The sequence below is a fragment of the Prosthecobacter sp. genome (assembly GCF_020439865.1).
GTDB lineage: Bacteria > Verrucomicrobiota > Verrucomicrobiia > Verrucomicrobiales > Verrucomicrobiaceae > Prosthecobacter.
Genome location: NZ_JAGRPF010000064.1, coordinates 62,365 through 75,621, shown reverse-complemented (window position 1 = coordinate 75,621; position 13,257 = coordinate 62,365). Strand labels below are relative to the sequence as shown.

Below are 13,257 nucleotides of genomic sequence, written 5' to 3'. Positions count from 1 at the left end.
AACAACGCTGTTTGGCGAGAGCCATGTGCTGACAACTTTTGGGGGAAATCGGCCGCGATGATTTTGCCCCTTATCGTTTTGCAAATGGGCGAATGACGCCATCATCCGCAACCGTGACCGACTTGAAAAAACTATGCCTGTTCATGCTCATCGCTCCGCTGCTCAGCGGAGGCATTTTGGTCTTTGCCTTCCCGCGTTGGAACTCCGATCTCGCGGTCTGGCTGTGGCTCTTTCCGTTGCTCGCGGTGTTGTGGCCATGGAAAGATGTCGAAGGCGTGAAGATGCGTCCGTTCTGGCGTGGCTACCTGACGGGACTGGCCTTCTTTATTCCGAATTTGAGCTGGGTGCGGCATTCGTCGCGTGTGGCCCTGGGTGGAGCATACGATGACTCTTGGGTGGGATTGGGGCCGGAGTTGATGGGATTCGGAGCAGTGATCGGGCTGTCCGGTTATTGCGCGGTGTACTTTGGCCTGTGGTCCTGGTTCACGCATCGCTTCGCACGACCGAGCGTGACGACGCTGACCAAGGACGCATGGTGGCCGAGTACGCTTCACTCGCTGGCGTGTGCGTTTCTTGCTGCTGCGGCGTGGGTGGCGTGTGAATGGCTGCGCAGCACGACGGTGTTCACCGGTTTCGGCTGGAATGGCCTTGGTGTGGCGATGCATCGCAATCTGCCGCTCATTCAGGCCGCGGATCTCGTTGGCGTGATGGGCTTGTCCTTTCTTCCCGTGTTTGCGGCTTGCACGGCTTGGAACACACTCACGCGTCTGATTCATGCCTATCGCGGGGAAGGGACATGCAAGACTCGGCTCGACTTCACGGTCGCTTTGATTCTCATGCTCGTCACCGCGGGCTATGGCATGCTGAAACTGACTGAGAAAGGCGGGGACGATATCATCGTGCGCACCGTGCTTGTGCAGCCGAATGTGGCGCAGGTGGACGCATGGACGGGTCGGCTCGCAGAGCAGGTCTATCGACGTCTTGATCAGTTCACACGTCTCTATGCGTCTGCCAAAGACGGTAAAAGCTCCACCGATCTCGTCATCTGGCCTGAGAGTGCGCTGCCGGTGAATCTCTACGATAGGGGCCATCAGCTTCCCGAAGGATGGCACGAGCGTTACTTTGACGACCTGCTGCATTCAGGTGATTTCAACCTGCTCACCGGCACGGAGATTTATGAAAGTGATGATCGAGGGCACGTTTCTGCCGTGTTGTTTCGTGGGAATGCGAATCACCGGCAGGAACATCACAAGGTGCATCTCGTTCCCTTTGGTGAATACCTCCCGCTGCGCGACATCCCACCGTTTTCATTTTTGCGCGGCGTGCTGCCGGGTGATTTCGTTCCAGGAACAAGCACCGAACCGCTGCTGCTGGAGCAGCCGCAGGTGCAGCTCATTCCGCTCATATGCTTTGAAGACACGGTGGGGCGTGTGGCGCGGAGGTTCGTGCGCGACGCGCCGCAGATGATCGTGAACCTGAGCAATGATGGGTGGTTTTTGGAAAGCGTGGAGCCAGAAGTGCATCTGACCAATGCGCTCTTTCGAGCCATTGAACTGCGCCGCCCCATGGTGCGAGCAACGAACACCGGGGTGAGCTGCTTCATCGACACCCACGGCCGCATTACCTCGAAGCTGACCGATCCTGACACCGGAAGCTCTTTCTTAGAAGGCACACTGCCTGGTGAGGTCAAAGTGCCGCGCCATCCCACGATGACGCTTTATGCACGCTTTGGCGATTGGTTTGCCATTTCAGTGCTTGTCCTGTGCGTGGTGACAGGGATCTGGCAGAAGCGCAGCAACGGTTGCATGGTGTAGTGATTCACGTTTGGACGAAACTACTTCGGAATCTGGATCAATCCGGCTCCCACGGCGGTGGCGGGAGCGTTGAGCGGTTCGGCGGTGCGGGTGAGGAGAGGGATGATGTTCGGGCCAAAGTAGCCACGCGCGAGCAAGGAGGCGACGACGCCGGTGGTGATGGCCGTGGCTTGCGAAGTTCCGCTGCCGATGACGAGTTTCCCGTCGGCATACGCGGAGACAATGCCAACACCAGGGGCGACGAGCGTGAGGCCGGTACCTGAGTTTGAGAACCAGGCCTGCGTGCCGCTGGCATCGACGGCGCCGACGCTGAGCACGCCGGGGAGACCGGCGGGCATGGAGAGCGCGGTCTGCTGTTCGTTGCCTGCGGCGGCGACGATGACGACGTTGCGGCTCAGGGCGTAGCGCACGGCTTCTTCGAGCATGGGTGAGGAGCCGTTGGAGCCGAGGCTGATGTTGATGACGCGAGCGCCGAGGTCGGTCGCTTTGAGGATGGCGGAGGAAAGCAGCGCGGTGTTGCTGTCGCCGTTGCTGTCGCCCACGCGGATGTCGAGCAGTTTGGCGGCAGGTGCGACTCCATCGACGTTATTACCGCTGCCGGCGATGAGCGAAGCCATGGCGGTGCCGTGCCCGTTCATCTCGCTACCGTCGTTGACGAGATCGATGTGGGTGATCTGGGCGTTTTGCAGGGAAGGGTGGGCGGTGATGCCGGAGTCGATGACGGCCACGGTGACACCCCGGCCCCAGGTGCTGTGATCGCCGGTCGCACCGATGGCATTGAGTCCCTGGCTGCGGAATGGCTCGTGCCCGCCGGCGTTGGAGGTGTCCGTTTGTGGAGCAGGAGCGGGAAGGCCAGGAATGCGAACGACGTAGTTCGGGCCGACGCTGTTGTAGTCGTCGGCGTGCGCGGCGAGGTCCGCCTGCAGGCCGCGCGTGTTGTTGAAGCGGACGCGGGCGCTGCGGAGACGGGCATCGTGCCCGAGCACCTCAAGTCCGAGCGAGGCGGCGCGATCACGAAAAGCCGCGAGAGCTTCAGCGGTGCGAAAGGTGAGGATCGCTTCGTTCGGGAGGGCGCCGGGAACATTGAGCGATTCGATCCGGGGGCCTGCGTCAGCTGGGGGCTGTGGGCTGGCAGGCCCAGAAGCACGAGGTGGCGCCGAATGTGGCATCACCGCAGGTGCAGGGCGTGAAACCGGTGCCGTTTGTTTAACAACCGGCATGTCAGGCGCACGCGTCGTTTCAAAGACCAGCCAGCCGAGCGCGCCCGACATCAGCGCGATGGTGGCGATAAACATGACAAGCGGCAGACGGCTGGAGCGCATGAAACAGGCGGAAGTTTCGCACATGCGGGCGCTGGCGCGAGTGCTGCTTTGAAAACGTGGCGGAAGTTTGTCGAACTACAGTCTTGTCGCCTCGTGCGGCTTTGCCTAACCTCGCCACCATGTCGCAGAAAAAAGAAGCCTGGGGATCACGTCTTGGAGTCATCATGGCCGTCGCGGGAAGCGCGGTCGGGTTAGGCAACTTCCTGCGGTTTCCCGGACTCGCGGCGCAATACGGCGGCGGCGCGTTCATGCTGGCGTATGCGATTTCGTTTTTGATCATCGGCCTTCCGATCGGCTGGGCGGAGTGGGCGATGGGGCGTCATGCCGGACAACTGGGCTACAACTCCGCGCCCGGGGCTTTCGCCTGCATCATGCGCAACCGCTGGGCGAAGTATCTGGGCATCATTGCCGTGATCGTGCCGGTGGTGATCTACATGTATTACGTGATGATCGAGGCCTGGTGCCTGGGCTACGCGGTGAACTTCTGGAGCGGCAAACTGAGCCTGCACGACGCCAAGGAGACGGTGGGCTACTTCGCGGGTTTTGTTGGCGCGGCCAAAGACGCTTCGGCGATGACCTTCTCCTGGCATGCCGCCCTGCCGTGGCTGATCGGCGTCTTTGTCTTCAATTTCTACCTCATCTACCGCGGCCTCTCCGGTGGCATCGAGAAGATGTGCAAGATTGCCATGCCGACGCTGATCGTGCTGGCGCTGCTGCTGCTGGTGCGGGTGCTGACGCTCGGCGCACCGGACCCGGCCCGGCCGCATGACACCGTGGGAAATGGCCTTGGTTACTTGTGGAATCCGACGAAGGTGATGGTGTCCAAGACACAGCCTGCCGCCGGTGAGAAACCGCGCGAGGTGGTGGGATCGGCGGCGATCGCAGAAGCTAAAGCGGAGGTCGCGGCAAGCGGCGGCTCCTTGGAACTGCGCGAGGTGGGCGTGATTGAACAGCTTGCCAATCCGAGCCTGTGGCTGGCGGCAGCGGGGCAGATTTTCTTCAGTCTCTCGGTCGGCTTCGGCGTGATCATTGTGTATGCGAGCTACCTGAGGAAGAATGATGACGTGGTGCTCAGCGGACTGACGGCCAGCAGCACCAATGAAGTGTGTGAGGTGGCACTGGGCGGATTGATCACCGTGCCCGCGGCGGTCGCCTTCATGGGCATCGCCAGCGTGGCGGGTGTGGCGGGCAGCAGCGTGGGACTTGGCTTCAAGGTGCTGCCGCTGGTCTTCGCACAGATGCCGTTTGGCATGTTCTTTGGCGGCGCATTCTTCTTCATGCTGTTCCTGGCCGCCGTGACGAGTTCGATCTCGATGCTACAGCCCGGGATCGCCTTTGTGGAGGAGGCGCTCGGCGTAGGGCGGCGTGCCTCGGTGGCGATTCTCGGATTGCTGACGACGTTCGGCACCGGTTTCGTGCTTTACTTCACCGGTGATCTCAAGGCTCTCGACACTCTGGACTTCTGGGTGGGTACCTTTCTCATTTTCATCCTGGCCACGATCCAGATCATCATGTTCGGCTGGTCGTGGGGCATCGAGAAAGGATTCTCCGAACTGCATCATGGCGCGGCAATCCGCGTGCCGTGGGTGTTTCGCCCGATCATGAAGTGGATCTGTCCGGGCTTCCTTTTGATCATCTTTGCCATGTGGCTGATGAAGGAGGTTTTCGGCTATGATCTCGCAGCAGGGAAGACCGGCGAGTATTCCTACTACATCACCGATCTGTTCGGCGGTGATAAGGCGAGCAATGCGGCGCAGTTGAGCGTGGCGATGGTGCTGGCCATCTTTGTCTTCTTCGGTCTTATGACCGCTCGCAGCCATGCTTACGCCCGTGCCCAGAAAGGGCTGCCAAAGAACGACTGATCACCAACCTTTAATACACACGCCACCATGACCACCGCCGGCCTTCTCGTCATGCTGCTCTCCGTGGGCATCGTCGTCTCTCTGTTCTCCTGGTGCATCTGGAAGGTGCTCAACACGCCGCATGAGTCGGAGAAGATTCACGGCACGGAATTTGAGACGCCGGATGTGCGTCAGGACAAGGCGCCCTGAACTTCCGCGATGTACTCGCGGACGGCTCGCTGCGTTTCGCCGGCCACGTCCGCATGCGGTTTGGCAAACGGCGGGCGGAACCAGGGAAAGCTGCCGAGGAGATCAGGCGTGACGAGCACCTGGCCGTCCGTTCCGCTGCCTGCGCCGATGCCAATGGTGCTTGCTTTGATCTGGCGGGTGATCTGTGTCGCGACATCTGGAACGATGCTTTCGAGCACGATGGCCACGGCACCGGCCTGGTCGAGCGCCTGCGCATCGGCGATGAGGCGCTCGATCTGCTCGCTGGTCTTGCCTTTTTTCTTGTAGCCGCCTTCCTCCTTCACGCTTTGCGGCAGCATACCGATGTGGCCGACGAAGGGGATGCCTGCATCGATGATCGCGCGCACCTGCGGGATCATGGCGACGCCGCCTTCGAGTTTCACGGCGCTGGCCCCGCATTCGATCAGGCGTTTGGAATGGAGCACCGCCTCTTCCGGTGTGCGGTAGCTGGCGAAGGGCAGGTCGGCGATCACTGCGGCGCGTTTCACGCCGCGACAGACGGCGGAGGTGTGGTGGATCATCATCTCCATCGTCACGCCCGTCGTATCAGGCAGTCCGAGCACGACCATGCCGAGCGAATCTCCCACGAGAATGAGATCGACCCCGGCATCGTCGAGCATCCGGGCGGCCGGATAGTCGTACGCGGTCAAGACAGCCAGCTTGGGGCCGTGGGCCTTGCGCCCGGGGAGTTCGGAGAGGGAGGTCAGCATGGGCGTGGATGTTTCGTGTCCATTGGGCTGAATTCAAGCCGACTCATCGTCACCTGGTGTTCTTGCAGCCAATAATTTGGCCCGCAGGGCATTTCCCCCTTGCACCATGAAGCTCGAACCGTTGAAATAGCGCTCGAAAAATCGGATTAATGCCACTCGCCATGACCACCTCTTCATTCACCCTGATTTCACGCCACCGCGGCCTTGCGCTCGTTCTTCTGGCTTTCGCAACGGTCTTTGTGTTCACTCCCGATCTGCTGGCGCAGGCGACGGATGCAGCGGCGGACGGAGAAGCGCCGGCGCCGAAGTCCTGGTTCGTCAAATGGGTGGCGGATGGCGGTGTGTTCATGACGCCGCTGGCCCTTTGTTCCGTGCTGACGGTTACCTTCACCGTGCTTTGCCTGATGACGCTGTCGAAAGGGAAGTTTGTCCCCAAGGTGCTCAAGCTGCAGCTTCTGGACCTGATGCACCAGTGTCGTGTGCGCAGCGCGATTGAGACCTCCGCCCAGAGCCCCACCTTCCTCGGCCGCATGATGACCGTGGCGCTGCCGCATTTTGACGCCACCAAGGCGGACACGCTGGGGCGCGACGAAGTGGAAAGCGCGATGGCGGACTTCGCCACCAGCGAAATCCGTCCTTATCAAAAGTGGGTGGGCTATTTTTCCGTGCTGGCGCAGATCGCGCCGATGCTCGGACTGTTCGGCACCGTGGTCGGCATGGTGGGCGCGTTTGAAACACTGGCCATCACCGGTGGGGCGGAGCCTTCCAAACTCGCCGGCGACATCTCCGTGGCGTTGTTGACCACCTTTGCGGGTCTGTTTGTGGCCATCCCGAGCCTCGCTCTGTTTTACGTCTTTAAAAACCGCCTCAACGATCTGGTGGCGGAAACGATCGCCGCCGGCACGGAACTCGTGGATGCCTGCGTGCACTCCGCGCACGGCGAGGCCAAGGCCGCGAAAATCCCTGAAGGCATCGCTCTTTAATTTGTTCGTCCGACCTGTGAATCCTGCGTGATGAAAAAGAAGCTGACCAGCGTTCAGGGAGTCGAGGAGGACTGCAAGATGGACTCCTCGTCGATGATCGACATGGTGTTTCAGCTCATCCTGTTCTTCATGGTGAGTTCACGCATGCTGACCAATCAGATCGACCCGCGCGTCGAGCTGCCGGTGGCGGGGAATGCACGTCCGCCGGAAGAGGCCGCCGGACGCATTGTGGTTCACGTCTATGACGATGGAACTTTCGGCAAGGACAACAAGGAACCTTTGCCGGACATGGCGGCGGTGACCGAATACGTGACGCAGCGCAAAGAGAAGATCGATACCGGAGTGACGCCGAAAATCCTGCTGCGCGGCGACAAGCGCAGCATCGTGAAGTATTCCAAGCAGGTGGTGAAGGCGTCGGGTGACGCCGGGGTGAACACCATCATCTTCAGCGCCTTTCCCGCGGCGAAAAAAGGCTAGCAGCTTTCATTTCAACGCAGCATGACCAAAAAGAAACGCTTCAAAGCAGATCAGGTGGAGGATCCAGGGCTGGACATCTCCTCCCTGATCGATGTGAGCTTTCTTCTGCTGATCTATTTCCTCGTGACCTCGACGCTGGAGCCGCGCGAGTCGGATCTCAGCATGGAAATGCCCACGGACAGCGGCAAGGCCAGCAGCATTCAGATCGACCCGTTGAAGATCAGGCTCACCGCCGAAGGGCAGATCACGATCGCCGATCAGGTGATGGCGGACGACGGCCAGATGGAGTCTGAGCTGGATCGTTACAAGCAGCTCACAGATGCCACAAACAAGAAGCCCCTGGTCATCGTCAGTTCCGATGATGACGCGAAGCAGCAGCGCTTCATCGACCTGATGAACGCGCTCGCAAAGGTTGGCATCACCACGATCACACTCTCCGGATTCGAGAAAGGGAATTAGTCATGCCGTATTCTGTCCGCAGTTCTCTGTTGATGTTTTTGGTCGTCATCGGTTTGTGCGGTCAGAATGCGCAGGCCCAGGATGATCTGAACATTCAGACCCTGTTTGAAAAGGCGGGCAGCCTCATGGAGGAGAGCAATTGGGCGGGGGCTCTCATTCCGCTGGAGACGATCATGAAGGAGTACGGGCCCAGCGGCTATCAGGACTTCGGGCCTGCCTTTGGCGTGATGCATTACCGCTACGGCTTTTGTTTGAAAAACCTCAAGCGCCTGGATGATGCGCTCAAGGCCTATGAAACCTGCTACACGCAGGGTAAAAACGTTCCGGGCACTCCGAAAGACAAGCTCAACCCGGTGTGGGAACTCTCGCTTCTGGAAATGGGTATCATCAAACAGGCGCTGGGGAGGTATGCGGATGCCATCAAGGACTACGAGGAGTTTGCCCGTCATCCGGCTCCTGCAGGAACCTACGATGATGCGGCGTTTCGCGTGCAGGTTGCCTCCTGCTATTCGAAAGCCGGCATGCCGGACAAGGCCGAGGCGCTGCTGAATCAGCTCATCAGTGGTGCGGGCGGGGTGACGGCCAAGGCGGACGGCGTGTTTCGGGCCTTTCTTTCCTTGCTGGACAGCTGGACGTCGAAGGAAGCCAATCATGTCGAGACGCAAAAAGAAGCGCACGCCTTCATGGATGCGAACGGCACCAAATTGAAGCTCTCGCCGTTCGACATGGCGCGGTTTGATTTTAATGCCCGTCTGCTCGGGCTGGCCCGTGCCGCGTCAGAAAACGACCAGCAGACGCTGGCGATCCGCCTCCTCAGCCTCATGGCCAGCAGCAGCGACATTCTGTATGACCTCGAAGGTCGCGCGCTGCGCTATCATGGCCGGGTGCCGGAACTCCTCAAAAAGGAGATCGAAAAGTACGCAGCTCAGATGCAGGATGACAACAGCATCGATTGGATCGCCCTGCTCACCCTGGCCGGCTGCTACGAACGTCTGGGCAACTTTCCCGCGGGTTACGCCATCTACACTTACGGCGTCACCACGGTGCCGAAGAGCCAGCACCGGCCCATGATGTTGTTTGGCGCCATGCGCACCGCGCTGGCCACCGGTCAGCAGGATCTGTCGAAGGCGCTGGGCGAACAGTTTCGCAAGGAGTTCCCCCAGCACGAATATGCCGGCAATGTGAACACACTGCTGCTGGAGAATGTGTTCTTCTCCAAGCAGTATGAGCAGGCCATCGAACTGGCCACCAATATCCGCAAGCCTCTCGCTCCAGATGCCAAAGATCGTGATCTGACGGACTTCGTGATCGGTGCGTCGTTGTTCAATCTCGGCCGCACTGAAGAAGCGCAGAAGGAGCTCGAATCGCATTCGAAGCGCTTTCCCCAAAGCAAGTTCAAGGAGGCTTCCCGGTACTTCGAGTCCTCGAGCCTCGTGCGCTTGAAGAAGTGGGCGGAGGCGGGGCCGAAGCTCGACGCTTTCATCAAAGACTTTCCTGAGTCGGAGTACATCGGCTTTGCGATGCTGGACCGGGCGACGACGCATTTCCAGCTCGCTCAATACCAGAAGTGCCTCGACGTGATCGACGATCTCGAGAAACGCCGGCCAAACCTGCCTGACCTGGATCGTGCGCTGGCGATGCGTGGCGATTCGTATTTGATGCTGAACTCGAATGAGAAAGCCGAAGCGGCCTACCTCAAGGCGCGAGAGCTTGGCGAGGCGGCGCAGGGAGATGCTCACAAAATCATCGTGGGACGTGTGCTCGTTCAGTTGGTGCGTGTGGCGAATGCCTTGAAGAAGCCGAAGGACGTCGTCGCCTATTACGACGACTACATGGCGAAGTACAGCGGCGGATTCTATGATGCCGAGGTCATCGTCGGCTCGATCGAACCGCTCAAGGAGGTCAAACGCGGCAAGGAGGCGCTGGAGGCGCTGGAAAAAGTCATCGTGAGGCTCGGCAGTGGTGACAGCGGCACAGGGATTGAGGAGGCCATCGGTTCCTACACACAGAACTACCTCGACATTGTCGGTCCGGAACAGCTTCTCGAACGCCTCACCAATTTCGTCCCCTCCGATGGCACGAAGATCAACAACACGCTGCGTGCGTGGCTGAACATGGCGAAGATCGATCTGCTGGAGAACGACAGCTACAAGGACAAGTTCCCCAAGCGCGCCGCCCAGATCCAGGTGGCCTACGAGGAGTTGCAGCAATTCGACAAGTCGGAGCTCTCCTCCTACATCCTCGTGAAAGTGGGGCGCGATCTGGTGGACCGTGGCAAGGACAAGGAGGCGCTCGAATGGTTCAAGGCGGTCATGGATCGTGGTCCTTCGGAGCACTATCCGCTGGCGCTCATGGGCAAGGCGCGCGTGCTCGCGAAAACAGGCGAGACCAGCAGCTTTCAGGAGGCCGTGGCCGCGTTTGACCAGGTCATTCGTGAGCTCAAGGACAAGCCTGAATATGTCGAGGAGGCGATGATTGAAAAATCGCGCATCTACTTCAATCGCAAGCAATGGCAACTCGCCGCCGACACACTCCTGTTGATGACGAAGGAGAAGGCCTTCACCCGCACGCGTGCCGAGGTGTTCTATCGTCTTGGGCGGTGTTACGAAAACCTTAACGACACGGACAAGGCGCTGGAGGCCTACACGCCGTTTGTCGGGCCACCGCTCGAAAACGTGGTGCAGTATTCCGCCGAGGCGCGTCTGCGTGCCGCTGAGATCCAGATGAAGAAGGGCAACGATGACAAGGCCTTCCGTCTCATCAAAGACACGGTTTCGCGCATGTACAAGCTGTCCAACCACGAGGTCGCCGGCCCCTTCGTGCAAAAGGCCAAGGAGTACTACAAAACACTGCGCAAGAAGCTCAACATTCCCGAACACCCGGATGAAGGCCTGTGGGGGGTGCGTGAATGAACCGTCGTGACGCCATGAAACGTGCCTCTTTGAACGCGATGACCTTCCGACCGACAGTCATGCTGCTGATGGCTGCAGCGGCCTTGCAGGCCGAACCGCTTTCCGTCCAGATCACCAAAATCAGCGGGGAGCCGATGCCTGGATTCCTGATTGGAGCCGAGAAGGACGGCCTGCTCATCAGTGACGCACCCAACGGTGGCAACAGCATCAAGCTGCCGATGGCCAGCATTCGTGACATGACTGTTGACGAGCCGAAAGGCTGGTCGCAGGCCCAGCAGAACTATGCCGCTGGCAACTACAGCGAGGCTGAAAAGCAGTTCGCGCAGCTTGGGGATGAATTCGTCAAGCTTGTGCCGATGCAGGACGGCTACGGGTCGCTGGCCCGGCTGTATCAGTTTTTGTGTCTCCAAAAGCTGGGGCGGTATGCCGATCTGTCGAAGGCGATGAACCAGCAGCTCGCCAATCCGCTGAACTTTGGCCCGCATTACACGGAGGATTTCGTCGATCTCGAAGGCTGGAACTGGCTGGGCAAGGAGGACTGGCAGGCTCTCGGCACCTTCATCAAGAAGTTCGAAGATGTGAATCCGCTCAAGCTGCCGCAGGCTCCGTTCAAGCGTCTGCGTTCGTCACGCCTCGCGTCTTTGTGCTACTTGCGTGCTGTGTGGAACGAGCGCGGTCAAAAACAGCCTGATCTCGCGCTGATGGACTACCATCGTGCTCTGACGCTCGATCTCGGCTCTGACTCTGGTCTTGTACGCCGTTCGGCCATTGCCGCTCTGTTGATCACCGAGGCCAAGATCGCCGCTGCACCCAATGACGAAAGGCTCGCGAAGCAGGCGAAATCTCTCGCCCTCGTCTGTCGTGATCTGGGTGGTCCGGGCGCGCTTCCTAAGGAGTTCGAGAAGTATTTGAAGTAACTCCTGTCCGCTTGTGCTCTTACCGCACCGGCACAAACCGCACGATGTTGCGGTGATAGACCTCGCACTCCTTCTTGTGCATCCAGATGCTGAACCAGAACAGCAGGGCTCCGAAGATGACGACGAGAAACAACAACGGCCTGCCCTTGGGGGAACGAGATGTCACCAATGCGAGGAAGCTGAACAGCGTCATCGCGTAGTAAGGCCAGGACCAGTCTTTGCGGCGCTGCGTCTGTTCTTGAATCAGCGGCGCAAGATCCGGCGACCGCGTCGCCACGATGCGCGGCGTGGCCTTGTCACGCAGATCGATGTAGGGCCAAACGCTCGCGCAGGACGTGCAGACGACCGCGAGGGCCAGCATGCGGCATTTCACCTCACCAAACAGAAAAGACAGGATCAGAAATGTCAGCCCGATGCCGAGGCCGTAGAGCGGCAACGGCTCCAGCAGCAAATGCAGATACTCCGGATCGCAAATGCTCTGCCAGAGAGTTGTGAGTTCGCGCCACATGTCGGGAGATTCAAAACAGCTCCGACTGCCCGGTGAGAGGCGGCACGAGGCCGAGTTTGCGGTAGGCGGCGGGCATGGCGACGCGGCCGCGTGGGGTGCGTTTGAGGTAACCTTGCATCACGAGGTAGGGCTCGTGCACGTCTTCAAGCGTGCTGGCGTCCTCGCCCACGGCGACGGCGACGCTGCCCATGCCAACGGGGCCGCCGTCGAACTTGCCGATGATGGCTTCGAGGATGCGCGTGTCCATGTCGTCGAGGCCGGATTCGTCGATGTCGCGCATGGTGAGCGCCTGGCAGGCGACGTCCTCCGTGACGACATTTTGCGCCTTCACCTGCGCAAAGTCGCGCACCCAGCGCAGGAGGTGATTGGCGATGCGCGGCGTGCCGCGGGAACGGCGGGCGATTTCGTGCGCGCCTTCGGGCTCGATGGCGACGTTCATCAAACGCGCGGAGCGGATGAGGATGTGCTGGATCTCTTCGGGCGTGTAGTAGTCGAGACGGTTGGGGATGCCGAAGCGTGAGCGCATCGGCGAAGTGAGCATGCCGGCGCGGGTGGTGGCGCCCACAAGAGTGAAGGGCGGCAGGTCGATGCGAATGGTGCGCGCCTTCGGGCCCTGGTCGATGATGATGTCGAGGCGATAGTCCTCAATCGCGGGATACAGGTACTCTTCGATGCTTGGATGCAGGCGGTGGATTTCGTCGATGAAGAGGATGTCACGCTCCTGCAAGTTTGTGAGAATGCCGGCGAGATCGCCTGCGCGCTCGATCTGCGGGCCGCTGGTGGTGTGCAGCTTGGTGCCGACGGCGTTGGCGATGAGATTGGCGAGCGTGGTCTTGCCCAGTCCGGGCGGACCGCAGAGCAGCACATGATCCAGCGACTCACCGCGCATCTTCGCGGCCTCGACCATGACAAGCAGCTGGTCTTTGACCTTCGTCTGACCATGGAACTCGGAAAAGTCTCCCGGGCGGAGAGCGAGATCGAAGGGAGAGTCGGGTTCGTTGAGCGCAGGGTTCACTGCGCACATAGGAGCGTGCCCGGAGCGGAGTGCAAGGCGTCGCGCATGGC

Annotated in this window: 12 protein-coding genes; 8 read left to right on the top strand and 4 right to left on the bottom strand. The window is 60.1% G+C overall.

Features of this window, described 5'->3' with window-relative positions; all coding sequences use genetic code 11:
* The first annotated feature begins 113 nt into the window (after nucleotides 1–113).
* Complete coding sequence (lnt, locus tag KDL09_RS06540) at nucleotides 114–1,814, top strand: apolipoprotein N-acyltransferase (protein ID WP_294382921.1); 1,701 nt, start codon at nucleotides 114–116, stop codon at nucleotides 1,812–1,814.
* A gap of 20 nt (nucleotides 1,815–1,834) precedes the next feature.
* Here the strand turns inward: lnt and KDL09_RS06535 are convergent, their stop codons facing one another.
* The gene (locus KDL09_RS06535) at nucleotides 1,835–3,136 is read right to left on the bottom strand and encodes a S8 family serine peptidase (RefSeq protein ID WP_294382919.1); all 1,302 of its coding nucleotides are present in this window, start codon (nucleotides 3,134–3,136) and stop codon (nucleotides 1,835–1,837) included.
* A gap of 119 nt (nucleotides 3,137–3,255) precedes the next feature.
* On the opposite strand from KDL09_RS06535, the gene KDL09_RS06530 reads away from it, so the two are divergent.
* A complete protein-coding gene (locus tag KDL09_RS06530; RefSeq protein ID WP_294382917.1) occupies nucleotides 3,256–4,998 on the top strand; it encodes a hypothetical protein in 1,743 nt (580 codons plus the stop codon).
* Between the two features lie 27 nt (nucleotides 4,999–5,025).
* Complete coding sequence (locus tag KDL09_RS06525) at nucleotides 5,026–5,187, top strand: hypothetical protein (RefSeq protein WP_294382915.1); 162 nt, start codon at nucleotides 5,026–5,028, stop codon at nucleotides 5,185–5,187.
* Here KDL09_RS06525 and panB read toward each other — a convergent pair.
* Nucleotides 5,169–5,936 carry a 3-methyl-2-oxobutanoate hydroxymethyltransferase gene (gene panB / locus KDL09_RS06520; RefSeq protein WP_294382913.1) on the bottom strand — a complete coding sequence of 256 codons (768 nt, stop codon included), beginning with the start codon at nucleotides 5,934–5,936 and terminating at the stop codon, nucleotides 5,169–5,171. The two genes, KDL09_RS06525 and panB, sit on opposite strands and share 19 nt — an antisense overlap.
* 161 nt (nucleotides 5,937–6,097) lie before the next feature.
* On the opposite strand from panB, the gene KDL09_RS06515 reads away from it, so the two are divergent.
* Genes KDL09_RS06515 through KDL09_RS06495 form a run of 5 tightly spaced genes read left to right on the top strand, consistent with a single transcriptional unit; the run spans nucleotide 6,098 to nucleotide 11,684 of the window.
* Nucleotides 6,098–6,919: a MotA/TolQ/ExbB proton channel family protein gene (locus KDL09_RS06515; protein WP_294382912.1), complete on the top strand. Its 822-nt coding sequence runs from the start codon at nucleotides 6,098–6,100 to the stop codon at nucleotides 6,917–6,919.
* A 30-nt stretch (nucleotides 6,920–6,949) separates the two neighbouring features.
* On the top strand, nucleotides 6,950–7,396 hold the full coding sequence (locus tag KDL09_RS06510; RefSeq protein WP_294382910.1) for a biopolymer transporter ExbD: 447 nt from the start codon (nucleotides 6,950–6,952) through the stop codon (nucleotides 7,394–7,396).
* Nucleotides 7,397–7,417: 21 nt separating this feature from the next.
* Complete coding sequence (locus KDL09_RS06505; protein WP_294382908.1) at nucleotides 7,418–7,855, top strand: biopolymer transporter ExbD; 438 nt, start codon at nucleotides 7,418–7,420, stop codon at nucleotides 7,853–7,855.
* Nucleotides 7,856–7,857: 2 nt separating this feature from the next.
* Nucleotides 7,858–10,767: a tetratricopeptide repeat protein gene (locus KDL09_RS06500; protein ID WP_294382906.1), complete on the top strand. Its 2,910-nt coding sequence runs from the start codon at nucleotides 7,858–7,860 to the stop codon at nucleotides 10,765–10,767.
* A gap of 14 nt (nucleotides 10,768–10,781) precedes the next feature.
* Nucleotides 10,782–11,684 carry a hypothetical protein gene (locus tag KDL09_RS06495; RefSeq protein ID WP_294382904.1) on the top strand — a complete coding sequence of 301 codons (903 nt, stop codon included), beginning with the start codon at nucleotides 10,782–10,784 and terminating at the stop codon, nucleotides 11,682–11,684.
* A 19-nt stretch (nucleotides 11,685–11,703) separates the two neighbouring features.
* Here the strand turns inward: KDL09_RS06495 and KDL09_RS06490 are convergent, their stop codons facing one another.
* Both KDL09_RS06490 and ruvB read right to left on the bottom strand, forming a co-directional pair.
* Nucleotides 11,704–12,192, bottom strand: coding sequence for a hypothetical protein (locus KDL09_RS06490; protein ID WP_294382902.1), 489 nt, complete (start codon nucleotides 12,190–12,192; stop codon nucleotides 11,704–11,706).
* Nucleotides 12,193–12,202: 10 nt separating this feature from the next.
* The gene (gene ruvB / locus KDL09_RS06485) at nucleotides 12,203–13,216 is read right to left on the bottom strand and encodes a Holliday junction branch migration DNA helicase RuvB (protein WP_345781076.1); all 1,014 of its coding nucleotides are present in this window, start codon (nucleotides 13,214–13,216) and stop codon (nucleotides 12,203–12,205) included.
* Nucleotides 13,217–13,257 lie beyond the last annotated feature (41 nt).

Bases quoted from the DNA above. Each gene is read 5' to 3' on its own strand.
- ruvB (WP_345781076.1), bottom strand. From the start codon at position 13,216: ATGTGCGCAGTGAACCCTGCGCTCAACGAACCCGACTCTCCCTTCGAT.
- KDL09_RS06510 (WP_294382910.1), top strand. From the start codon at position 6,950: ATGAAAAAGAAGCTGACCAGCGTTCAGGGAGTCGAGGAGGACTGCAAG.
- KDL09_RS06530 (WP_294382917.1), top strand. From the start codon at position 3,256: ATGTCGCAGAAAAAAGAAGCCTGGGGATCACGTCTTGGAGTCATCATG.
- KDL09_RS06525 (WP_294382915.1), top strand. From the start codon at position 5,026: ATGACCACCGCCGGCCTTCTCGTCATGCTGCTCTCCGTGGGCATCGTC.
- panB (WP_294382913.1), bottom strand. From the start codon at position 5,936: ATGCTGACCTCCCTCTCCGAACTCCCCGGGCGCAAGGCCCACGGCCCC.
- KDL09_RS06495 (WP_294382904.1), top strand. From the start codon at position 10,782: ATGAAACGTGCCTCTTTGAACGCGATGACCTTCCGACCGACAGTCATG.
- KDL09_RS06500 (WP_294382906.1), top strand. From the start codon at position 7,858: ATGCCGTATTCTGTCCGCAGTTCTCTGTTGATGTTTTTGGTCGTCATC.
- KDL09_RS06505 (WP_294382908.1), top strand. From the start codon at position 7,418: ATGACCAAAAAGAAACGCTTCAAAGCAGATCAGGTGGAGGATCCAGGG.
- KDL09_RS06515 (WP_294382912.1), top strand. From the start codon at position 6,098: ATGACCACCTCTTCATTCACCCTGATTTCACGCCACCGCGGCCTTGCG.
- KDL09_RS06535 (WP_294382919.1), bottom strand. From the start codon at position 3,136: ATGCGCTCCAGCCGTCTGCCGCTTGTCATGTTTATCGCCACCATCGCG.
- KDL09_RS06490 (WP_294382902.1), bottom strand. From the start codon at position 12,192: ATGTGGCGCGAACTCACAACTCTCTGGCAGAGCATTTGCGATCCGGAG.